Source organism: Microbacterium aquilitoris, assembly GCF_031932285.1.
Lineage (GTDB): Bacteria > Actinomycetota > Actinomycetes > Actinomycetales > Microbacteriaceae > Microbacterium > Microbacterium aquilitoris.
The window spans coordinates 1048949-1069698 of sequence record NZ_JAUZVT010000001.1 but is presented as its reverse complement, the minus strand read 5'-3'; the positions used below and the strand labels follow the sequence as shown (position 1 = coordinate 1069698).

The 20750-nt window shown below is 70.8% G+C and carries 21 protein-coding genes and 2 tRNA genes; 7 read left to right on the top strand and 16 right to left on the bottom strand.

Features of this window, described 5'->3' with window-relative positions; genetic code table 11:
* Positions 1–5: 5 nt before the first annotated feature.
* Both Q9S78_RS05220 and pnuC read right to left on the bottom strand, forming a co-directional pair.
* Positions 6–1088, bottom strand: a complete 1083-nt coding sequence (locus tag Q9S78_RS05220; protein ID WP_311869281.1) for an AAA family ATPase — start codon at positions 1086–1088, stop codon at positions 6–8.
* Complete coding sequence (pnuC, locus tag Q9S78_RS05215; RefSeq protein WP_018186930.1) at positions 1081–1686, bottom strand: nicotinamide riboside transporter PnuC; 606 nt, start codon at positions 1684–1686, stop codon at positions 1081–1083. Before pnuC ends, Q9S78_RS05220 begins: the two co-directional genes overlap by 8 nt.
* A gap of 97 nt (positions 1687–1783) precedes the next feature.
* Between pnuC and map the strand changes: the two genes are divergently transcribed.
* On the top strand, positions 1784–2557 hold the full coding sequence (gene map, locus Q9S78_RS05210; RefSeq protein WP_020098103.1) for a type I methionyl aminopeptidase: 774 nt from the start codon (positions 1784–1786) through the stop codon (positions 2555–2557).
* A 49-nt stretch (positions 2558–2606) separates the two neighbouring features.
* A complete protein-coding gene (locus Q9S78_RS05205) occupies positions 2607–3824 on the top strand; it encodes a pyridoxal phosphate-dependent aminotransferase (protein WP_311869278.1) in 1218 nt (405 codons plus the stop codon).
* A gap of 102 nt (positions 3825–3926) precedes the next feature.
* On the opposite strand, the gene Q9S78_RS05200 is transcribed toward Q9S78_RS05205, so the two are convergent.
* Genes Q9S78_RS05200 through Q9S78_RS05185 form a run of 4 tightly spaced genes read right to left on the bottom strand, consistent with a single transcriptional unit; the run spans position 3927 to position 6748 of the window.
* Entirely contained in the window at positions 3927–5063 is a 1137-nt protein-coding gene (locus Q9S78_RS05200; protein ID WP_311869275.1) for a UDP-N-acetylmuramate dehydrogenase, read from the bottom strand.
* Positions 5063–5470 (bottom strand): MaoC/PaaZ C-terminal domain-containing protein, encoded by a 408-nt coding sequence (locus Q9S78_RS05195; RefSeq protein WP_018186921.1) that lies wholly within the window; start codon positions 5468–5470, stop codon positions 5063–5065. Before Q9S78_RS05195 ends, Q9S78_RS05200 begins: the two co-directional genes overlap by 1 nt.
* On the bottom strand, positions 5467–5913 hold the full coding sequence (locus tag Q9S78_RS05190; RefSeq protein ID WP_036324300.1) for an FAS1-like dehydratase domain-containing protein: 447 nt from the start codon (positions 5911–5913) through the stop codon (positions 5467–5469). The genes Q9S78_RS05195 and Q9S78_RS05190 overlap by 4 nt, the downstream gene beginning before the upstream one ends.
* A 37-nt stretch (positions 5914–5950) precedes the next feature.
* A complete protein-coding gene (locus Q9S78_RS05185) occupies positions 5951–6748 on the bottom strand; it encodes a sulfite exporter TauE/SafE family protein (protein ID WP_018186919.1) in 798 nt (265 codons plus the stop codon).
* 87 nt (positions 6749–6835) lie between these two features.
* On the opposite strand from Q9S78_RS05185, the gene Q9S78_RS05180 reads away from it, so the two are divergent.
* A complete protein-coding gene (locus tag Q9S78_RS05180) occupies positions 6836–7870 on the top strand; it encodes a lactonase family protein (protein ID WP_311869271.1) in 1035 nt (344 codons plus the stop codon).
* A 6-nt stretch (positions 7871–7876) separates the two neighbouring features.
* Here the strand turns inward: Q9S78_RS05180 and Q9S78_RS05175 are convergent, their stop codons facing one another.
* From Q9S78_RS05175 to Q9S78_RS05165, 3 genes are all read right to left on the bottom strand, one after another.
* Positions 7877–8434 carry an NYN domain-containing protein gene (locus Q9S78_RS05175; protein ID WP_018186917.1) on the bottom strand — a complete coding sequence of 186 codons (558 nt, stop codon included), beginning with the start codon at positions 8432–8434 and terminating at the stop codon, positions 7877–7879.
* A gap of 70 nt (positions 8435–8504) precedes the next feature.
* Positions 8505–10232, bottom strand: a complete 1728-nt coding sequence (locus tag Q9S78_RS05170) for an ABC1 kinase family protein (protein ID WP_018186916.1) — start codon at positions 10230–10232, stop codon at positions 8505–8507.
* Between the two features lie 5 nt (positions 10233–10237).
* A complete protein-coding gene (locus tag Q9S78_RS05165; protein ID WP_018186915.1) occupies positions 10238–10849 on the bottom strand; it encodes a PadR family transcriptional regulator in 612 nt (203 codons plus the stop codon).
* 264 nt (positions 10850–11113) lie between these two features.
* Between Q9S78_RS05165 and Q9S78_RS05160 the strand changes: the two genes are divergently transcribed.
* The gene (locus tag Q9S78_RS05160) at positions 11114–12136 is read left to right on the top strand and encodes an aggregation-promoting factor C-terminal-like domain-containing protein (protein ID WP_311869267.1); all 1023 of its coding nucleotides are present in this window, start codon (positions 11114–11116) and stop codon (positions 12134–12136) included.
* 82 nt (positions 12137–12218) lie between these two features.
* On the opposite strand, the gene Q9S78_RS05155 is transcribed toward Q9S78_RS05160, so the two are convergent.
* Positions 12219–13514 carry a M18 family aminopeptidase gene (locus Q9S78_RS05155; RefSeq protein WP_311869263.1) on the bottom strand — a complete coding sequence of 432 codons (1296 nt, stop codon included), beginning with the start codon at positions 13512–13514 and terminating at the stop codon, positions 12219–12221.
* Between the two features lie 514 nt (positions 13515–14028).
* Between Q9S78_RS05155 and Q9S78_RS05150 the strand changes: the two genes are divergently transcribed.
* The gene (locus tag Q9S78_RS05150) at positions 14029–14754 is read left to right on the top strand and encodes an endonuclease domain-containing protein (RefSeq protein ID WP_311869261.1); all 726 of its coding nucleotides are present in this window, start codon (positions 14029–14031) and stop codon (positions 14752–14754) included.
* A gap of 129 nt (positions 14755–14883) precedes the next feature.
* On the opposite strand, the gene Q9S78_RS05145 is transcribed toward Q9S78_RS05150, so the two are convergent.
* Together Q9S78_RS05145 and Q9S78_RS05140 are read right to left on the bottom strand one after the other, a co-directional pair.
* Positions 14884–16500 carry a DHA2 family efflux MFS transporter permease subunit gene (locus Q9S78_RS05145; protein WP_311869259.1) on the bottom strand — a complete coding sequence of 539 codons (1617 nt, stop codon included), beginning with the start codon at positions 16498–16500 and terminating at the stop codon, positions 14884–14886.
* A 67-nt stretch (positions 16501–16567) separates the two neighbouring features.
* Positions 16568–17062 (bottom strand): metallophosphoesterase family protein, encoded by a 495-nt coding sequence (locus tag Q9S78_RS05140; RefSeq protein ID WP_311869258.1) that lies wholly within the window; start codon positions 17060–17062, stop codon positions 16568–16570.
* A 93-nt stretch (positions 17063–17155) separates the two neighbouring features.
* On the opposite strand from Q9S78_RS05140, the gene Q9S78_RS05135 reads away from it, so the two are divergent.
* Complete coding sequence (locus Q9S78_RS05135) at positions 17156–17410, top strand: hypothetical protein (RefSeq protein WP_116228474.1); 255 nt, start codon at positions 17156–17158, stop codon at positions 17408–17410.
* A gap of 174 nt (positions 17411–17584) precedes the next feature.
* Positions 17585–18094 carry a hypothetical protein gene (locus Q9S78_RS05130; protein WP_311869255.1) on the top strand — a complete coding sequence of 170 codons (510 nt, stop codon included), beginning with the start codon at positions 17585–17587 and terminating at the stop codon, positions 18092–18094.
* Between the two features lie 51 nt (positions 18095–18145).
* Here Q9S78_RS05130 and Q9S78_RS05125 read toward each other — a convergent pair.
* The 4 genes from Q9S78_RS05125 to Q9S78_RS05110 all read right to left on the bottom strand — a co-directional run bounded on the left by Q9S78_RS05125 (position 18146) and on the right by Q9S78_RS05110 (position 20735).
* Positions 18146–18219, bottom strand: a tRNA-Met gene (locus Q9S78_RS05125).
* Positions 18220–18243: 24 nt separating this feature from the next.
* A tRNA-Thr gene (locus tag Q9S78_RS05120) sits at positions 18244–18315 on the bottom strand.
* A gap of 64 nt (positions 18316–18379) precedes the next feature.
* Positions 18380–19747 carry a M23 family metallopeptidase gene (locus Q9S78_RS05115; protein WP_311869252.1) on the bottom strand — a complete coding sequence of 456 codons (1368 nt, stop codon included), beginning with the start codon at positions 19745–19747 and terminating at the stop codon, positions 18380–18382.
* A 199-nt stretch (positions 19748–19946) separates the two neighbouring features.
* Positions 19947–20735, bottom strand: a complete 789-nt coding sequence (locus tag Q9S78_RS05110; protein WP_311869685.1) for an inositol monophosphatase family protein — start codon at positions 20733–20735, stop codon at positions 19947–19949.
* Between the last annotated feature and the right edge of the window lie 15 nt (positions 20736–20750).

Below are 20750 nucleotides of genomic sequence, written 5' to 3'. Positions count from 1 at the left end.
CCAGCCTAACGGGACGCGTCGCCTGTGGTGCGCCCGCGGAGGGCCTCCTGCTCGGCGAGCGGGCGTCCTTCGAGGGGAGCCGCGAACGACGTGGCCCGCGCGATCGCCTCGCGCGCGGCCGGCAGGACGGCGGCGACCCGCTCGGCGACCGATCCGCGCACCTCCAGCCACGGCGCCGACTGCTCGGCGAGCACCTCGCGGAACCGGCGCTGCATGGCGTGCCGGATGTGCTCGCCGTCGCGCATCCCGTCCTGCACGAACGGGATCTCGTCCCCCGTGAGGACGTACAGGGCCGGCCGATGGCCGTCCGCACGACGACGGATGCCGGGGGCCGGGCGCCCGACGTAGCGCTCATGCCAGAGCGCCGTGGCGAGCACGTCGGTGTCGCAGACGAGCACCGGCGTGGGGACGCGGCGGAGCGCGGCATCCTCCATCGCCATCTGGCGGTCGACGACGAGATCGAACTCGTCGCTCCGCCACGGGGCGTCGAGGCCGCCGTCACGGATCTCGGAGTACTCGCGGCCGTACTCGGGCACCCACGTCGTCCCGAGCTCTTCGGCGAGCGCCGCGGCGAGGGTCGTCGAACCGGTCGACTCGGCACCGAGCACGACGATGCGGGCCGCAAGCGACGCCCGGGCCGCGGGGGCGAGTTCGTGCCAGTGCGCAGCGATGTCGGCGCGGATCGCCGTTCCCGAGATGGGGTTGTGGATGCGCCCCGGGTCGACCTGCACCCAGGTCGCGCCGAGGCGTCGGGCGAGCTCCTCGCCGTAGGCGTCGGACGTGAAGACCGCATCCGCCGGGCTGTCGAGCAGGCCCGCGATCGTCGCGGTGTGCGCCTGCCACGCGGTGTCGGAGGCGAAGTCGACGGGGGTGTCGTCGAGGTGGTCGACGACACGGACGGTCGGGTGCTCCTCGCGGATCCAGGCCGCGCGCTCGGCGAGCGGGATCGACTCGACCGACGCGGCGATGACCTCGACCGTCACCCGTTCGCACTGACGCGCCGCGGAGCGGATGAGGTGGGCGTGCCCGGCGTGCAGGGGGTAGAACTTCCCCACCACGACGCCGTGGCGGAACCGCGTGTCAGACACGCGCGGCCGCGACCTCGCCGGGGGCCGACGTCCGCTCGACGCGCCGCCAGCCCGCGTAGCCGCCGACGCACAGACCGATGAACAGGACGTAGAGGGCCGCGACGATCCACAGGCCGGTCACGATGGACAGCGCGACGAAGGCGATGTCGACCCCGATCCAGACGAACCAGTTCTCGATCCACTTGCGGTTGAGCATGTACTGGGCGACGAGGCTCGCCGCGGTGGTCGCGGCATCCGCCACCGCCACCTGCGAGTCGGTGAAGGTCGCCAGGAACCAGGCGAGCACGGCCGTCCCGCCGATGCCGGCGACCACGAGCCAGGGGACGGCACGGCGCGGCGTGCGGGCGATGTAGCCCTTGTCCTGCTCGACGCCGCGCCCCCAGCGCACCCAGCCGTGGACCCCGAGCACGAGGTAGACGACCTGGAGTGCTGCGGCGGCGTAGAGCCCGGCCGGCACGAAGACGGCGAGGAAGACGATGTTGTTGGCGATGCCGAGGGGGTAGGTCCAGATGTTCCGGCGAGCGGCGAGGAACACGCACGCGGCCCCCGTCGCGAATCCGACGATCTGCATCCATTCGGCCAGGATCCACTCGAGCACACGACGAGCCTAGATGGGCGTCGAGCGGCTCCCGACCACGGCGAGGCATGCGGACGTATGATTGTCCGTTGCGCCTGATGACCGAACGGACTGCCTCGTGATCGAAATCCTCACCCCCGACCAGATCGACCGCGCCCGCACAACGGGTGGACTCGTCGGCGACATCCTGCACGGGATCAAGGAGCGCGTGAAGCCGGGGACGAACCTCCTCGAGATCGACGCGTGGGCGAAGGACATGATCCTCGGCGCGGGTGCCGAATCCTGCTACGTCGACTACGCGCCGTCGTTCGGTCGCGGCCCGTTCGGCCACTACATCTGCACGGCCGTGAACGACGCCGTCCTCCACGGTCGGCCGCGCGATCAGCGCGTCGTCGCGGGCGACCTGTTGACCCTCGACCTCGCGATCAAGACGAGCGGCGTGGCCGCGGACGCCGCGATCAGCTTCACCGTCGGGGGCGGCGCCCACGCCGAGAACGACCCGCTCATCACGGCGACCCAGGAGGCCCTGGCCGCCGGCATCGAGGCGGCGCAGCCCGGCGCCCGGATCGGCGACATCTCGGCCGCGATCGGCGACGTCCTCACCGCCGCGGGCTACCCCGTCAACACCGAGTTCGGCGGGCACGGCATCGGTACGACGATGCACCAGGATCCGCACGTGTCGAACATCGGCCGCGCGGGCCGTGGCTACCGCCTGCGCCCCGGCCTCATGCTCGCGATCGAGCCGTGGGTCATGGTCGACACCGACGAGCTGAAGGTCGACGACGACGGCTGGACGCTCCGGAGCGCGACGGGATGCCGCACCGCGCACACCGAGCACACGGTCGCGATCCTCGAATCGGGCAACGAGATCCTCACGCGCCCCACGCGCTGACCCGCGTCACACCTCTCGCCCGAGCGATGCCCGACGGTACGCTCGGAGGGTGACCGAACGCGCCCCCGTCTCCCGCAAACTCCGTGTGTCCGAAAAGCTCAGCGCCATCGCCGAGTCCGCGACCCTCAAGGTCGATGCCAAGGCCAAGGCCCTGCAGGCCGCCGGTCGCCCGGTGATCTCGTACGCGGCCGGAGAGCCCGACTTCGCGACGCCGCAGTTCGTCGTGGATGCCGCGGCCGAGGCCCTGCGCGACCCCGCCAACTTCCGCTACACGCCCGCCGCCGGCCTCCCGGTGCTCCGTGAGGCGATCGCGGCGAAGACCTTCCGCGACTCCGGGCTCGAGGTCGCGCCGTCGCAGGTCATCGTCACCAACGGCGGCAAGCAGTCCGTCTACCAGGCCTTCCAGGCGGTCGTGAACCCCGGCGACGAGGTCCTCCTCCCCGCGCCCTACTGGACCACCTACCCCGAGGCGATCGCCCTCGCCGACGGCGTGCCCGTCGAGGTGTTCGCCGGCGCCGACCAGGAGTACAAGGTCACCGTCGACCAGCTCGAGGCCGCTCGCACCGACAAGACCACGGTGCTCGTGTTCGTCTCGCCGTCGAACCCGACCGGCGCGGTCTACACCCCCGACGAGACGAAGGCCATCGGCGAGTGGGCCCTCGCCCACGGCATCTGGGTGATCAGCGACGAGATCTACCAGAACCTCGTCTACGAGGGCGCGCGGGCCCAATCGATCGTCGAGGCCGTACCGGAGCTCGCCGGCCAGACGATCCTCGTCAACGGCGTCGCGAAGACGTACGCCATGACCGGCTGGCGCGTGGGCTGGATGGTCGGCCCCGCCGACGCCATCAAGGTCGCCGGCAACCTGCAGTCGCACCTGTCCTCCAACGTCAACAACATCGCGCAGCGCGCGGCCCTCGCCGCCCTCACCGGGCCGCAGGACGAGGCCGAGAAGATGCGACAGGCGTTCGACCGTCGTCGCGGGCTGATCGTCGCCGAACTCGCGAAGATCCCGGGCGTCACCGTCCCGAACCCGCTCGGTGCTTTCTACGTCTACCCCGACGTGACGGGCCTGCTCGGACGCGAATGGGACGGCGTCCGCATCGAGACCTCCCTCGAGCTGGCGGACTTCATCCTCGAGCGCGCCGAGGTCGCCGTCGTCCCGGGTGAGGCGTTCGGCCCCTCGGGCTACCTGCGCTTGTCCTACGCGCTCGGCGAGGACCAGCTGCTGGAGGGCGTCCAGCGCCTTCAGCGCCTCTTCGCCTGACGCAGGGCGGACTCGGGCGACGATCGCCGAGGTCCCCTTCCGGCCGGGAATGAGCGTGCTGTTCCCGGCCGGATCGGGACCTCGGCGTCGAACGCCCCGGGGTCAGAGCTCGACGTCGAAGAGCACCGGCTCGGGCTGCAGGAGCACGCCGAACTCGGACTGCACGCGCTGCTGGATGAGCCGCGCGAGGGCGGCGACCTCTTCGGCCGTCGCCCGGCCGCGGTTCGTGAGCGCGAGCGCGTGCTTGGTCGACAGCGACGCCTGCGAGCCGGGCAGGCGGAAGCCCTTGCGCATCCCCGCGTGCTCGATGAGCCATGCGGCGCTGATCTTGACGGGCGCGGGTCCGCCGGCCCGCGGCGGGATGAACCCGTCGAACCGGTCGAGCGGGATGACGCGATCCGCCTCGAGGGCGGGCGCCATCGACCACCGCGGCGCCTCCGCGGGGAGGGTCGCGGCGAACTGCGCCGACACGACCGGGTTCTGGAAGAACGACCCGGCACTCCACGTGTCGTGGTCGCCCTCGTCGAGCACCATGCCTTTGCGTCCGCGGATCTCGAGGACGGTCTCGCGGATCCACGCGAGGGTGACCTCGGCATCCGCGTCGAGTCCCAGCGCCGAGCGCAGCTGCGCACCGCGGACGGGCACGGCGCCGTGGCCGACCTGGGCGAGTTCGAGGGTCACCGACAGGATGACGGCCGAACGCTCCGGCACCGAACCGTAGTGCTTCTTCAGCACCGAGGTGCGAAGACCGAGACCGAGATCGGATGCCGGGACCACCGACACCTCGCCGGTCGCCTCGTCGATGAGCTCGACCTCGACCAGCGTCTCGACGATCTCCTGACCGTACGCACCGACGTTCTGAATGGGCGCGGCGCCCGTCGTGCCGGGGATCCCGGCCATCGCCTCGATGCCGCTGAGCCCAGCCGCGACCGTCTGCGCGACGAGGTCGTCCCACGAGTGACCCGCCTGCACCCTGAGGCGCACGTGACCGGGGTTCGGCGAGGGCAGCCGCTCGATGCCCGACGAGCGGACGAGGATCACGGTGCCTTCAAACTCCTCATCGGAGAAGAGCAGGTTCGATCCGCCGCCGAGGACCAGCCACGGCTCCCCCGCCGCCCAGACCTCGCGGAGCGCGTCGGCGAGTTCGTCGGCCGTCGTCGCCTCGACCATCCGCTGCGGAGACCCGCCGACCCGGAGAGTCGTGAGCTGAGAGAGCGGGACGGGCGTGATCTCGGGCATCAGGATGCCGCGCGGACGCGCACCTGCGCCTTGCCGAGGACGGTCGTGCCGTCGTGGCTGACCGTCAGATCGATACGCACGGCATCGTCGTCGACCGCGCCGACCTTCGCGACGACCGTGACGTCCGCGCCGGCCTCGGTGTCGACGAGGACGGGGCGCGTGAAGCGCACGCCGTACTCGAGGATGCGACCGGAGTCGCCAAGCCACTCGACGATCGTCTCGACGGCGAGGCCCATCGTCAGCATGCCGTGGGCGAGGACGCCGGGCAGGCCGACGCGCTCGGCGACGGCGTCGTTGTAGTGGATGGGGTTGAAGTCGCCCGACGCTCCCGCGTACCGGACGAGCGACGCGCGCGTCAGGTGGACGGTGCGCTCGGCGACGACCGCGCCGACCTCGAGGGGGATCATTCGTCTCCTCCCACCAGCAGGACGGACGTCGCCGTGACGACGTGGTCGCCACCGGCATCCGTGATCTCGGCTTCGCTCGTCACCATCGCACCCTTGCCGAATGCACGGATGCCGGTGACCGTGAGGCGGCCGGTCAGCTCGTCGCCCGCGACGATGGGTCGCGTGTAGCGGAAGCGCTGCTCGGCGTGGACGACGCGCTCGAGCACGATGCCCGAGTCGGGCTCGCCCAGCAGCTGCTGCAGCGTGATGTCCTGGATCACCATCGCGAAGGTGGGCGGCGCGACGACGTCGGCGTAGCCGAGGGCCTGAGCCGCGGCGGGGTCATCGTGCTGCGGGTCGGTCGCGAAGACGGCACGGGCGAACTCGCGCACCTTCTCGCGTCCGACGAGGTACGGGGTGGTCGGCGGGAAGGCTCGACCGAGCAACTCGGGATTCACAGGCACCGGACGATCCTACCGTCCGGGCCTCCCGCGGGTCCGGTCAGCGGGCGCGGTGGGCGCGGATCGCTTTGATCCCGAGCTGCACCGCGATGAAGGTGAGGTACACCGCGAAGAGGACGTTCGCCGTGAAGGGATCGACGAGGGTCGCGAGCCAGGCGCCGAGGGCCGTGGTCGTGCACGCCGCGACGCCGATGACCGCCGCCGCGACGAGGTCGACGTTGTGGCGACGCAGGTTGCCGATCGTGCCCGAGATGGCGGTGGGGATCATCATCAGCAGCGAGGTGCCCTTGGCGACGAGGTCGCTCGTCCCGAAGAGGAACATGAGCGCCGGCACGACGATGACTCCGCCGCCCACGCCGAGGAGCCCCGCCATGATCCCGGTGAAGACGCCGAGCACGGCGAATCCGATGCCGGTGCCCCACGTCAGGGGGACCTCCGCATCACGCGACGGCACCACGATGAACAGCATCACGATCACGACGACGAGGAAGGCGATGAACCCCCACCGGATCGCGTTCTGCGGCAGCCGCGCGAGCAGCCAGGTGCCGACCTGCGCACCGATGACGGCGGCCGCGGCGAGGATGAGCGCGGGGATCCACGCCACCGCGCCGACAGCGGCGTACGAGATGACGCCGACGGCGGCGGTCGGGACGATGGCGGCGAGCGACGTGCCCGCGGCGCGGCGCTGGTCGAAGACGAGGAGCGTCAGCAGGAGCGGGACGATGACCGTGCCGCCGCCGACTCCGAACATGCCCGACATGAGCCCGGCGAGCAGACCGATGCCGAGGGCGCTCAGGTAGTAGCGCGGGGTGCGGTCGATGGTCGGGAGCGCGGTCACGAGGGCAGATCCGACACGAAACGCATGCCTCGACCCTACTCCCGGGGACCGCAGCGGCCGCTCCGGTCAGCGGCATACGATCGGATCATGTCCTCTTCGCTCGTCCTCGTGGCCAATGCCGGTGACTCCTCGATCAGCACGTTCCGCGTGACGGATGCCGGGCTGGAACGCCTCGCCGTCACCGCGGGCACCACCGGCTGCTCGAACTTCGCCGTCGACGTCGACCGTGGCCTCGTGTACGCATCGGTGAAGGCCGACGACGACAACCCGGACGCCGGCATCCTGACCCTCGCCCTGGATCGCGAGACCGGCGCGCTCACCCCGCTCTCGCGGGTCGCGCTACCCGGCGGCGCGATGAACTACCTCTCGCTGACGCGGCAGGGTTCCGTGCTGCTCGGCGCGGCCTACTCGGGCGGGTACGGCATCGTGTGCGCGGTGGGCGACGACGGCGTCGTCTCCGCACCGACCGCCGAGGTGCGGTTCCCACGGCTGCATTCGGTGCTCGCGAGCGGCGACGGGCGCCACGCCTACTTCGTCTCGCTCGAGACCGACCTCATCGCGCAGTACGCACTGGGCGACGACCTCTCCCTCTCCGCGCTCGACCCGGCGACCGCGGACGCCCCCGCAGGGAGTGGACCGCGGCACCTCGCGTTCAGCGACGACGAGAGGACCGTCTACGTCCTCACCGAGTTCACGGGCGAGGTGCTGCGTTTCCGCCGCGACCCGGCGAACGGCATCCTCGACTTCGTCGACGCGACCCCGGCCCACGACCCGTCCGAGAAGCTCCGCCACAGCGTCATCGACGAGGACCCGCGCGAGAACCACTACGTCTGGGGCGCCGACATCCACCTCACCGACGGCGTCGTGTGGGCGTCGGAGCGCACGGCGAGCACCCTCGCGGCGCTGCGCATCGACGCCGACGGCTCGCTCAGCGCGCCGACCGGCTTCGCGGCGACCGAGGAGCAGCCGCGCGGGTTCGCGGTGAGCGACGACCGCGCGCTGCTCGTCGCGGCGGGCGAGCGGTCGACGACAGTCTCGCTGTACCGCGTCGACGGCGCCGACCTGCACCTGCAGGGGCGGTACGAGACCGGCCGCGGCGCGAACTGGGTGCGGTTCGCCTGACCCCGCTCAGCGCAGGAACTGCTCCGGGTCGAACTCGTCGATCGGGATGATCCGCACGCGCGGCAGCTGCGCGTCGAACGCGCCGGCGTCGTATTCGAGATCGAAGAAGCGGATGCCGGGGATCTGAGCGAAGCCGGCGTTGCGGAACTCCTCGAATGCCAGCACGCCGATGCGTCGCGATCCGTCGGCGAGGACGCCGAGGTCGTCGACGAAGTCGCCGTCGTGACTGACGAGCACCACGTCGTCACCGTGCTGCTGCAGTGCCTGGAGCGTCCGCTGGATGGCGAGGTCGACGACCTTCTCGTCGGGGTCGCCCGACAGCGGCACGGGCTGGTAGCCGAGCGCGAGGAGGGCCTGCACGAACGACATCGGCAGGTTCGTCGAGGCATTCAGGAAGAAGAGGCCGCGCGCGTCCTGGTTCCATTGGTCGGCGACGAAGGTGAGGATGCGGTCCCACCGGGGCCGCTCGTCGGGCTGGGGGCGCCGCCCCAGGATCGATCCGCCGAGGGTCGCGTCGATGTTCTCGCCGTCGACGAGAATCCAGGTCCTCCGGTTGTCGGCCATGCCGCCTCCTCCACGCGCACCGTCAGAGCTGTGCCGGTGCGCCCGACTCATCCTAGGCGGCGGCCGCCCGTCACCCGCGGCGGCCGAAGACGCCCGCCAGGAGCGCGTGGGCGAGAGGCAGGAGCGAACCGGTCATCAGGACGCCGCCGAGAACCGGGTCGTCGGGACGCAGTGTCGCCCCACCGACCAGGAGGGCGGCGAACAGCAGTCCCGACAGCGTGCGACGGCCCAGCTGCTCCAGCCGCGCGACGCGGCGTTCCAGTGCCGGGTCGGGGAACGAGATCCGCCGGTCCTCCACACGCGTGATGAGCTCATCCACGCGCCCCGGCAGCCGCGACGCGGTCGTGATGCTCGAGACGGCACGCCGCAGGACGTCGCCGACGGCGTTACGTCCTTCCTCGCGGACGAGACGTGAGGCGTACGGTTCGACCGCATCCCAGAGGTTGAAGGTCGGATCCAGCGCGCTGCAGACACCCGAGGTCAGCGACATCGCGCGAACGATGAGGAGGAAGTTCTCCGGCAGCTGGAACGGGAGTGCCCGCACGACGTCCTGGAACTCGATCGCGAACGCGCGGAACTCCCGCGGGTCCACCTCGCGGAGTTCGGCGAACCCCATGCCGCCGAAGCGGGCGAAGAGCTGCGTCATCGCTCGTTCGAGCTCGGTCGTGTCCGCGCTCGGCAGCAGGACGCCCACGTCGCGGATGCTCTGCACGAGCGCGACGCCGTCGCGGGCGGCGACGGCGATCATGAGGCGCCGCAATCCGTTCCGCAGACCCGGCGGGACCTCGCCCATCATGCCGAAGTCGATGAAGGTGAGCCGCCACGACGGGGCGTCGGCACCGGCGGCATCCGTCCCCGTGAGGGGTGTGACGAAGATGTTCCCCGGATGCGGGTCGGCGTGGAAGAACCCGTGGGTGAACACCTGGTCGAACATGACCGACGCGAACACCTTCGCGACCTCGGCGGGATCGATCCCGGCGGCACGCAACGCGTCGTGGTCGGTGATTTTGATCGCCGTGACGTCCTCGAGCGTGAGCGCGCGACGGGACGTGCGCTCCCAGACGACCGCGGGGACGCCCACGCGGGGATCACCGGCGAAGTCCGCCGCGAACCGCTCGCCGTTGGCCGCCTCCTGCAGGTAGTCGATCTCCTCGAGACTCGTCTCGGCGAACTCCTCGACGAGCTGGGGGGCGTCGACGCGGTCCGACACGATGCGGACGTGGCTGAGCCACCGGCCCACGCGACGCAGCGCCGCGAGATCGGTGTCGACGATCCGCTGGATCCCGGGGCGCTGCACTTTCAGGATGACGGCGTCGAGCCCGGTGAGGGCGGCATCCTCCTCCGACAGCCGGGCCCGATGGGCCTGACCGAGGGATGCCGCGGCCACCGGCACGCTCTCCACGGCGACGAACGCGCGGTCGAGCGGCACGCCGAGCTGCCCTTCGGCCTCGGCACGGATCTCGGGGAACGGGACGGCAGGGACTTCGTCCTGCAGTCCTTCCAGTTCCTTCGTGATCTCGGGAGGGAGGACGTCCAGGCGCGACGACATGAACTGGCCCACCTTGATCATCAGGCCACCGAGGTCGATCGCGAGACCGTGGAATCGGCGGGCGATGCGCTGCATACGCGCCGATCGCCCCCGCACACCGATCCAGCCGAGGCCGATGCGCGGCAGGAAGAGCTCGAACCACCATGTGACGGCGAGTGCCCTCGCCGCGAAACGGAGGATCCGTCGATAGCGCGCCCGCGCGTCGCGGTCGTCGGGAAGGTTCTCGCCTTCCCGACGCCGTGCTGCCACGCGGATCAGCCCTGCGCGAGCAGGGCGTAGAGCCGACGGCGAGCCTCTTCGAGGATCTCCACGGCCTCCGCCACCTGCTCGGGGGACCCGGATCGCGCCACCTGCGCGGCGGCCTGCGCCAATTCGACGCCCGCCTTCGGCAGCGCCGTCGCGCGCGGGTGGTGCTCCTTCGTCGGGCCAGCGGTCTCCCAGGGCGCCGAGCCGGCCGCCTCGTCGGCGACCATCCGACCCGCGTCGGTGAGCGAGTACGTCTTCCGTCCGCCCGCCTCTTCGGCGACGATGAGCCCCTCGTCCGCGAGGAGCTGCAGCGTCGGGTAGACCGACCCCGCGCTGGGCTTCCACGATCCGCCGCTTCGCGAATCGATCTCCTGAATGATCTGGTAGCCGTGCATGGGCTTCTCGGAGAGGAGCGCGAGCACCGCGGTCCGGACGTCCCCGCGGCTCATACGGGAGGGGCCGGGACGCTGATCGAACGACGTGCGGAACTGTTCGAACGCCTCCATGAGCCCGGCGCCGAGGTTGCCGAGATCCATGCCCTGGGGGCCGGATCCGAACCCGCGGCCGCTGCCGCCGAAACCGCTGGACCCGAAGCCCTGCGAACCGAATGGACTGTTCATGATGTCTCCTTCACGTGGTGACCGATACACAACGATATATCGCTTGGAAGGGTCCGCGGCGGACCTCAGGAAGTTGCCAGGCTCCGTGATCAGGACTTTTGTGAGCGGGCGACCGATCGAGGATATCCAGGTAACGTTCGGGTAACGCTCAGGTACGTCGGCCAGAGTGGGCGACTCGTGCCCGCCCGAACGGTCACGCTCGCCTTTCACAGGCGTGCCCTCGCTACACGGAACCATTACTGCTGCATGCCTACTGACTCGACTGTGCCCTCCACCCGCCGCTCCATCCGCTCCACCCAGATCGAAGCCCGTCGCCTCCGGCGGCGCCCGGTCCTCGTCCTCTCGACGCTGACCACGGCCTTCGTCATCGCCGCGAGCGCGACCGCCATGGCCCCCGCGCCGCAGGCCGCATCATCGGAGACCTCCACTCCGGCGATCGCCCTGGCCTCCTTCACTCAGAAGCTCCCCGAGTCGCTGACCGACGGTGTCGCGACGTCCGCTCCGGAGTCGAAGATCCAGTCCACGCTCCAGCGTGCGCAGGACGCCGCGGCCGCCTCCACCGACGTGACCGCCGACATCACGGCATCCAAGCTCAACGTCGGCACGACGGACATCACGGTCCCGACCGACGGCCTCTCGAAGGCCGTCGACGACCTCGAGACCGTGTCGTCGCTGCCGCTCCTGCTCGACACCCGCGACGCGACGGCCGAGCTCGAGACCGAGATCACCGCCGTCACCGAGAAGACCAGCGCCCTCCGGGGACGTCTCGACGCCGCGATCGCCAAGGAGAAGGAACGCCTCGCCGAGGAGAAGCGCAAGGCCGAGGCTGCCGCCAAGGCCGCAGCCGAGAAGAAGGCTGCCGAAGAGGCAGCGGCCGCAGAGGCCGAGGCCAGCGAGTCCCGCTCGTCGTCCTCTTCTTCGTCCCGCTCGTCGAGCTCTTCGAACTCCGTCCCCACCAGCGGCAAGGCGCGCAGCGGCACGTCGGCCGCCGCCGCGCAGTCGACCGCGCGGGGCATGCTCGGAAACTACGGCTGGGGCGACGACCAGTTCTCCTGCCTCGTCTCGCTCTGGGACAAGGAGTCGAGCTGGAACTACCGCGCGCACAACTCCTCGAGCGGCGCGTACGGCATCCCGCAGGCGCTCCCCGGCAGCAAGATGAGCAGCGCCGGATCCGACTGGGAGACCAACCCCGCCACGCAGATCGCCTGGGGCCTCGGCTACATCGACGGGCGCTACGGCAGCCCGTGCGGTGCCTGGAACCACTCGAAGAACAACGGCTGGTACTGATCACCAGCTGACACCGCGGATGCCGCGGGTCCCCGACATGACGTCGGCGGGCCCGCGGCATCCGTCGTTTCGGCGTTGAGCCTCAGGCGGTGAAGAAGGCCTCCGCCACCCGCGACAGGTCGTGCAGGTCGCTCACGCCGGCGAGCTCGCGCGCGGAGTGCATCGACAGGATCGGGATGCCGACGTCCACCGTCGCGATCCCGAGCCGGGTCGCCGTGATCGGACCGATGGTCGAGCCGCACGGCACGGCGTTGTTCGAGACGAACTCCTGCGAGCCGACACCGGCGGCGTCGCACCAGCCGTGCCAGGCGGCCGCGCCGGCGCCGTCGGTGGCGTAGCGCTGGTTCGCGTTGATCTTGAGGATCGGGCCGGAACCGAGGCGAGGCTGGACCACCGGGTCGTGCTTCTCGGCGTAGTTCGGGTGCACCGCGTGCCCGACGTCGCTGGAGACGCACCACGACGACGCGAGCGAGCGCAGCTGCTGCTCGCGGTCGGCCCCGAGGGAGAGCTGGATGCGCTCGAGGACGTCTGCCAGGAACGGTCCGGCCGCACCCGAGCGGGTCGCGGACCCGACCTCCTCGTGATCGAACACGGCGAGCATCGCGATGCGCTGCGCGTCGAACCCGTCGGCCGCACGCTCGAGGGCGACGACGCCGGCGTGGACCGAGGCGAGGTCGTCGAGACGGCCCGAGGCGAAGAACACATCGCCCTTGCCGAACACCGCCCCTCGGGCGGCGTCGGCCGTGACCACGTCGTACCCGCGGATGCGCGAGGCGTCGACGCCGGCTTCGGCGGCGAGCTCGCCGAGCAGGTCGGCGGAGTCCGCGTCGCCGAGGCCCCAGACCGGCTGGGTCTGACGCTGCTTGTCGAGGGCGAGGCCGTCGTTGACCTCGCGATCGAGGTGGATGGCGAGCTGCGGCAGGCGCAGGAGAGCGCCCGTCGCGGCGAGGACGCTCGTCCCGTCGTCGAGCACGAGGCGACCGGCGAGGCGCAGTTCCCGGTCGAGCCACGAGTTCAGCAGCGGACCGCCGTAGACCTCGACGCCGGCCTGCAGCCAGCCCAGGCTCCCCGTCGTGGGACGCGGCTTGAGCTTCAGGGCCGGGGAGTCGCTGTGTGCGCCGAAGACATGGACGCCGGTCGCGGCATCCGCCCCGTTCGGGACGACCCACGCGAGGACAGCTCCGTCGCGCACGACGAAGAACCGCCCGCCGGGCTGGGAGGGCCATGCGTCGCGCTCGTCGAGCTCCGTGAAGCCCGCGTCGCGCACTCTGCGGGCGACCTCGGCGGCAGCGTGATAGCTCGAGGGCGAGGCGGCGACGAAGTCGGCGAGATCGGCGGCGTGGTCGGGCGCTGCCGAGCCGGTGAGGGGCGTGGACATGGGTGTACCTCCAGAGAAGGATGCCGGGCGGGACCCTCCGATCGTAGTTCGGCCGCGCTTCGCGCCACCCCAGCCACTTCCCCTGTCACGACACGCCGCGGCGCCCCGTCGTTCGCGGCAGGGGAAGACTCCCATGGCGGAACTCACTCGCTCCCCTGTCACGACACGCCGCGGCGGCTCGCAGTTCAAGACAGGGGAGGCCTTCTGCACAGGCGGGGATCGGCGGCGTCCCCTCTCCGACTCCACAGCCCAGCGGCGGCGGGGTCGACGTCGGCGGGACGCTGGACGGATGCACCCCCTTCCCGCGTCGCTCGGCGAGCGGTTCTCGGTCGCCTCTGCTCGGGCAGCCGGTATCCCGACGAGTCGACTGCGAAGAGGCGACCTCGTGCGGCCATTCCACGGTGTTCGGGAGCGTCGAGACGCGCACGACGACTCAGGATCTGATCGCTTCGGGATGCCGCGAGGAGACGCCGAGGCGGCGCACCTCCTTCGCGCACGGCAGTACGCCGCAAGGATGGCTCCGCATGAAGCCTTCAGCCATATCACCGCGGCGGTCATCTGGGACATCCCCCTTCCTCCGGGTGTGCTGCATGATCGTCGAGTGCACGTGGGAGTCGAGGGCCCGCGACGGCTCCCCCGTTCCGTCGGGGTGCGCGGCCACGAACTGCTCCCTGGCATCGCACGGTTCGCGACCCACCCCACGACCGGACTCCGCGTGACGGACCCCGCGTCGACATGGGCGACGCTCGGCGCGATCCTGCGCTCGCAACGGGACCTCGTCGCCGCGGGCGACGCGATCGTGCGGACGTGGCGGGTGCCAAATCCCCTCGCGACTATCGATGAGCTGGCGGTTGCGATCGACCGCGGGCGACGGGTCGGCATCCGCTCACTTCGCGAAGCGCTTCCCCTGCTCCGGACCCGGGCAGCTTCGCGACCCGAGAGCCATCTGCGGCTCGCGCTGCTCGACGCGGGACTGCCTGAACCACGTCTCAATCACCCGATCGTCGCCGACGGCCGCGTCGTGGCGACGGCGGACCTCGTCTATCCGGGTGCGCGTGTCGCGGTCGAGTACGAGGGCGAGCATCACCTGCTCGATCCCGGGCAGTGGGCATACGACATCGAGCGCTACGACGCGCTGCGCGCCGCCGGATGGACCGTCCTCCGCCTCACGAAAGCGGACGTGTTCGGCCATCACGCTCAGGCGGCCGCGAAGGTCAATGCCGCTCTCACGGCGCGCTGACCTCCCCTGTCACGAACGGCGAGACCCGGCGGCGTGTTGTGACAGGCGAGTGCCGGCCGGCGGCGTGGGCTGCGTTCCCCTGTCGCGAACTGCGGCCGCGCGCGGCGTGTTGCGACAGGGGAATGACGGTCAGGCTCCCTGGACGCGCTCCGCCGGCCGGGGCGCCTGAGCCTCGACGTCGCGGCGGCGGCCGGAACCGAGGGCGAACGTCGCGCCCAGCCCGATGACGAGGAAGCCGGCGGCTGTCAGAGCCGAGGCGCGCGTGCCGTCCGAGAAGGCGGTGCGCGCGGCATCCGCGATCTGCGCCTGCGACGGGTCCGCCTCGAGACCGGCGATCGCCGCTCCCGCCGAGTCGACGACGGCGGTGACGACGGTGTCGGCTGCGGCCGACGGGACGCCGGCATCGTCGAGGGATGCCGCGAGCACGCCTCCCGTCGTCGTGAACAGCACCGTCCCGAGGATCGCGACGCCGAGCGCCGACCCGACCTGGCGGGAGGTGGACTGCATGCCCGAGCCCTGGCCCGACTTCTCGACGGGGACGTCCTGCAGGATGACGCCGGTCAGCTGGGCCGTCGCGAGTCCGACGCCGAACCCGTAGACGGCGAGGGCGGGGATGAGCCAGCCCCAGGCGGCATCCGGTCCGATGATGAACCCCGCCCAGGCGATGCCGATGATTTCGGCGAGGATGCCGACGCGCACCACGACGACCGCCGGGACCTTGCCGCTGAACGCGCCCGCGGCGCCGCTCGCGACGAACGATCCCCCGGCGAGGGCGAGGAGGAGGAGCCCGACCTGGAGCGCGTCGAAGCCGAGGACGAACTGGAGCCACAGCGGCAGCGCGAGGATGAGGCCGAACTCGCCGAGCGAGACGACGAGGGCCGCGATATTGCCGTTCCGGAACGACGAGATGCTCAGCAGCGAGAAGTCGATGAGGGGGTCCTGGCCGCGGCGACCGCGGCGGAGGCCCCACCGGACGAACAGGACCAGCGCGACGAGAGTGATGGCGAAGGCGAAGGGGATCGGCGAGACGGAGAGCGGCCAGGTCCAGCCGCCGATCGTGAGACCGTCCTCGGCGATCCACCAGCCGAACGTCCTGCCCTCGATCAGGCCGAACACGAGCGAGCCGAAGAGGATGACGGACAGCAGAGCGCCCACCCCGTCGATCGAGCGCTTACGGCTCTCCCGCGACTCGGCGACGGTCAGCAGCACACCGATGACGATGATGATGCCGAGCGGGATGTTGATGCCGAACGCCCACCGCCACGAGAACGCCGTGGTGAGCCAGCCGCCGAGGAGCGGGCCGACCGCGGCCATGCCGCCGATCGTCGATCCCCAGACGGCGAACGCGATGCCGCGCTCGCGGCCGCGGAACGTGGAGTTGATGAGCGACAGGGTGGTCGGCAGGATCATCGCTCCGCCGACGCCCTGCACGAAGCGGGCGAGGATCAGCAGCTCACCCGTCGGCGCGAAGCTCGCCAGCACCGACGACGCCGCGAAGACCGAGACGCCGATGAGCATGACGCGGCGTCGGCCGAAGCGGTCGGCGAAGGCACCGAACAGCAGCAGCAGCGAGGCGAAGACGAGGGTGTAGACCTCCTGGACCCACTGCACCTCGGTCGAGCTGATCTTCAGCTCCTCGACGATCGACGGCACCGCGACGTTGACGATCGTCGAGTCGACGATGATCAGCGACACCGCGACACTGATGAAGACCAGTCCGAGCCACCGGCGGGAGTCCGTCGCCATGAGATTTACCTCGCTTTTCTAGCAATCCGACAGCGATAGTACTCCTCCGACGGCGGGGTGCAACCCGTCAGATGCGACGAAGATCCACGGAACGGATGCCGCCGTCCGCGAGCTCCACCACCATCAGCGTGTGATGGGGCTGACGCCGTCGGTCGGTCGGCGAACCGGGGTTGAGGAGCCGCATCCCGCTCGGCGACGTCGTGTCCCACGGGATGTGGCTGTGGCCGAACACGAGTAGGTCGGCATCGGGGAAGGCAGTATCCATCCGCTCCTCGCGGCGCTGCTTCTGCCCGGTCTCGTGCACCACGGCGACGCGGACCCCCTCGATCTCGCGGCGCGCGATCTCGGGGAGGATGGCACGCAGATCGTCGCCGTCGTTGTTGCCGCACACGCCGAGCACGTCACCGTGCGCACGAAGGTCGCCGAGGACGGATGCCGAGACCCAGTCCCCCGCGTGGACGATGAGGTCGGCGACATCCGCTTCGCGCCTGACCGCGTCGGGCAGAGTGCGCGCACGGCCGGGGATGTGGGTGTCGGAGATCAGCAGCAGTCGCGTGGTCACCGCGGCAGGGTAGCCCAGCCCGGCGCGAGGCGACAGCCTCTGCGCGAGCAAGGTGGAGTGGGTGAAGGTGAGGTTCTCGAAGGAAGGAACACCATGAGCACTCCCGAGCAGACCGGCGACGACGGCATCCGCCTCGACCCGAACGACGCACCCACGGAGGACACGACGGTCGGTGACACCGCGGCCGCCGACGCCGAGTTCGAGGGACGCCCCCTCGACACCCCGGCGGACGAGCCCGAAGAGACATATGCCGCAACCGACATCCAACCCGAATCGCAGGGCGAGGATCCGGTCGTCGTCGAGCTCGGCGAGGAGGGCGAGGGCGACCTCTCCCCCATCGACGTCTGACTCGCCGGATCGACGCATCGCGTTCACCGACGCAACAGATCGTGCTCGACACGCCGCCCACCGACCCGGTGAGGCGGCGTGTCGCGTCGAATCCCTTGCATCCGCCGACAGGTAAGGATGCCGCGGTTCGACCTGCGTCTTCACCTCCCCCACGATCTGTGTCAGGTTCAGGTCATGAATACCGCTCCCGATGCGCAGGTGCCGTTCACGTCGGCCGACATCACGGTGCACACGCTCACGACGTGGGCGCTCGGATCGGTCATGGTCGGCGCGTACTGGGGGGCCGAGGCCTCCTCGCCGGGCGGCGGGTTCGACTATCTCGGCTGGTTCCTCGCTTTGAGCACCGTCGCCGTCTTCATCCTCTGCTGCCTCGGCTCGCCGCTGGCGTGGCTGACGGCGCGAGCGTTGCGGACCGTCACCTCGACGTGGGTGTACATCGTCGCGTTCGGGGCGTTGGGCACTGTGGCCTCCGTCCCCGTCGTCTGGGTCATGCTCCCGTGGACGTCGCTGGAGGGCGAACCCGTCCTTAGTCTGCGGATGCTGGGTGTCGCCGTACTCTGCGGCATCTGCGTAGCAGCGGCGCGAGCAGTGGCGTTCCTGTCACGTGCACGCCGTGAGCGGCGGCCACCGCGACCGGTCGAACCGGAGGATGCGCTGCTGGACGCGATGGGAACGGCGAGCTGACCCCCGCCCGGACATGACAAAACCCCCGGGGTGGAGCCCAGGGGTTTTGCGTAGCGGGAGCGGGGCTTGAACCCGCGACCTCACGATTATGAGTCGTGCGCTCTGACCAGCTGAGCTACCCCGCCGTGGCGCATCTGAAGGATGCTGCGAGCCCCGAGTCAGGATTGAACTGACGACCCCTTCCTTACCATGGAAGTGCTCTGCCACTGAGCTATCGGGGCGTGCTGCCCGCAAGCGGGCAACTAGAAGAGGATACCAGAGTCGCGGCATCCCTCTGTAACCGGGTCAGCCTCGCGTGTGCTCCTTCAGCCACGGAAGCGGATCGATGCGGGTGGTTCCGCCGAGCAGCACCTCGAGGTGGAGGTGAGGACCGGTGGACTTGCCCGTGCTGCCGACCTTGCCGAGGACCTGGCCGGCCTTGACGGTCTCGCCGGGCGAAACGCGGAGGGAGCCGTACTCCATGTGGCCGTAGCGGGTCGACACGAGCTGGCCGTCGATGATGTGGTCGAGGACGACCGTCACGCCATAGTCCCCGCCCGCCTCGGTGGCGATGCGCACGGTACCCGCTGCGACCGCGTGGATCTCGGCGCCTCGCCCGGGGGTGAAGTCGGTGCCGTGATGCACCCGCGAGAACTTCGACAGGTACGAGGTGGATCCGAACTGCGCCGAGATCGGCACACCGACCGGGAACGGCCACTGCACCTCGGCGGTCGCATCGTTCACCCACGTTCCCGCGAACTTGGTGACGCCGGATTCGGCGGCCACGTCGGCCATGGACTCGATGTCGTACTCGTCCGAACGCGCGAGATCGCCGGCCGCGGCCGTCGATCCCGAGACGTACGCCTGGATCTCGGGAGCCTCGGTCGGGGTCTTCTCGCTGGCGAGCGTCATGTCGCCGCGGACCTCCTGGCCGAACGCACCCACGGCCGCAACCGGGGTCGTCGTTCCGATGGCGAGAAGGCCGACGACGCCGACGACGCTGACCGAGAAGGATGCCGCGGCCAGCCGCTTGAACACGACACGGCCGCGCCGGGGGCGCGGGGGCTGGTCGGCCATGCGGACACGGGTCTTGCGCTGAGTCTGCTCGTCGGCGTCAGCGGCTGCGCGGGCGACCTGGATCGGCGTCTCGCCGGTGAAGGAGAACACCTTCGCCGCGAGTTCGAATTCGTCGATGCCGGGAGCCGCGTCGTGGCCGGAGGCGTGCGTCGAGTCCGCGGACGGGAGGACGATCGTCTCGTCGAGGAACTCGCGAACCGGCGTCGCCTCGGGGGTCGCGGTGGCCTCGGCAGTCGTGGAGCGCGCAGAGCGAACGCGACGACGCAGCGGGACGGGGGCGACCGGGATCTGCGCGACCGGGCTCGCCGCAATGGCGGATGCGGCATCGGCAGACGGCACGGGGACCGAGTCGGCGATGACGGCGTCGGCGATGGTCTCGGACACAACGGATTCCGCCAGCGACACGGGCCCGAGGTCTGCAGCCGAGGAGTCCGCCGCAACGGCACGCGTGCGACGACGGCGCAGCGCCGGGGTGTCGGTGGCCTGGATCATCGCGATGACGTCACCCATGGCGGCGACGGCCTGGACGGTTGCCGTCTCGGCGTCGCTGACCGGGGCCGCAGCCTGCTTGCGATACTCCGCACGGGTCAACGGCATGGAGCCGGACGCGGCGGGTCGCCGATCGCGACGCGCGGCGGGCGCGTCAGTCGGGGAGGTCTCGAAAGTCAAACGTGCGGGCTCTCGGGTAGAGCGGCCGGGGCCGCGGGGCTTCAAGGACAGACACCCTCGCTCGGGCAGCGAAGGTAACGATCAGATAAACACGCTACACGAACGGGCCTGGGAATGGGATGTCCATTCACAACCCGATGGTGGCCGTCAGTCGCGCGAAGAGCTCGGGGCCCGCCGCGACGGTCATGTCGCGCCCGGGGAATCCACCGGGCGCGCCCGCGACCCGCCCGCCCGCCTCGGTCACCAGCAGTGCGCCGGCGGCGTGATCCCAGGGGTGGAGGCCGCGCTCGAAGTAGCCGTCCAGCCGCCCGGCGGCCACGTAGGCGAGGTCGAGCGACGCCGCTCCGGCGCGCCGCAGGTCGCGCAAGAGCGGCATGACCGCGGCGACGCGGGCGAGGTCCTCCTCGTGGTACTTCGGGTCGTACCCGAAGCCGGTGGCCACGAGCCCACCCGCCTCGCCGACGCTCGACACGGCGAGGCGCTCCTCGCCCCGCCAGGCTCCGCCACCGCGCACCGCGTAGAACGTCTCGCCGACAGCCGGGTTGTGGACGACACCGGCGAGGGCCGTCCAGGTCGGGGGCGTGGGCTCTCCGGACACCGCCGCGATGCTCACGGCGTAGTGCGGCATCCCGTAGGCGTAGTTGACGGTCCCGTCGATCGGGTCGACGACCCACGTGATGTCGGAGGTGCCCCGCTCGGCGCCGGACTCCTCTCCGAGGAAGCCGTCGTCGGGGCGCTCGGCGGCGAGCCGCGCGCGGATGAGGGCTTCGACCTCGCGGTCCGCCTCGGTGACGATGTCGGCGATGACGGACTTGGTCGCGGCGATCGCGACACCCTCCTGGCGACGGCGCAGCGCCAGGGCGCCGGCGTCACGGGCGATGTCGAGGGCGAGGTCGGCGAGCGCAGCGGCATCCATCCCTCCACGGTACGC

Bases quoted from the DNA above. Each gene is read 5' to 3' on its own strand.
- Q9S78_RS05145 (WP_311869259.1), bottom strand. From the start codon at position 16,500: ATGGCGACGGACTCCCGCCGGTGGCTCGGACTGGTCTTCATCAGTGTC.
- Q9S78_RS05175 (WP_018186917.1), bottom strand. From the start codon at position 8,434: ATGGCCGACAACCGGAGGACCTGGATTCTCGTCGACGGCGAGAACATC.
- Q9S78_RS05155 (WP_311869263.1), bottom strand. From the start codon at position 13,514: ATGTCCACGCCCCTCACCGGCTCGGCAGCGCCCGACCACGCCGCCGAT.
- Q9S78_RS05150 (WP_311869261.1), top strand. From the start codon at position 14,029: ATGGCTCCGCATGAAGCCTTCAGCCATATCACCGCGGCGGTCATCTGG.
- Q9S78_RS05200 (WP_311869275.1), bottom strand. From the start codon at position 5,063: ATGCCCGAGATCACGCCCGTCCCGCTCTCTCAGCTCACGACTCTCCGG.
- Q9S78_RS05130 (WP_311869255.1), top strand. From the start codon at position 17,585: ATGAATACCGCTCCCGATGCGCAGGTGCCGTTCACGTCGGCCGACATC.
- Q9S78_RS05195 (WP_018186921.1), bottom strand. From the start codon at position 5,470: ATGATCCCCCTCGAGGTCGGCGCGGTCGTCGCCGAGCGCACCGTCCAC.
- Q9S78_RS05165 (WP_018186915.1), bottom strand. From the start codon at position 10,849: ATGAACAGTCCATTCGGTTCGCAGGGCTTCGGGTCCAGCGGTTTCGGC.
- Q9S78_RS05110 (WP_311869685.1), bottom strand. From the start codon at position 20,735: ATGGATGCCGCTGCGCTCGCCGACCTCGCCCTCGACATCGCCCGTGAC.
- Q9S78_RS05180 (WP_311869271.1), top strand. From the start codon at position 6,836: ATGTCCTCTTCGCTCGTCCTCGTGGCCAATGCCGGTGACTCCTCGATC.
- Q9S78_RS05115 (WP_311869252.1), bottom strand. From the start codon at position 19,747: ATGCCGTTGACCCGTGCGGAGTATCGCAAGCAGGCTGCGGCCCCGGTC.
- Q9S78_RS05135 (WP_116228474.1), top strand. From the start codon at position 17,156: ATGAGCACTCCCGAGCAGACCGGCGACGACGGCATCCGCCTCGACCCG.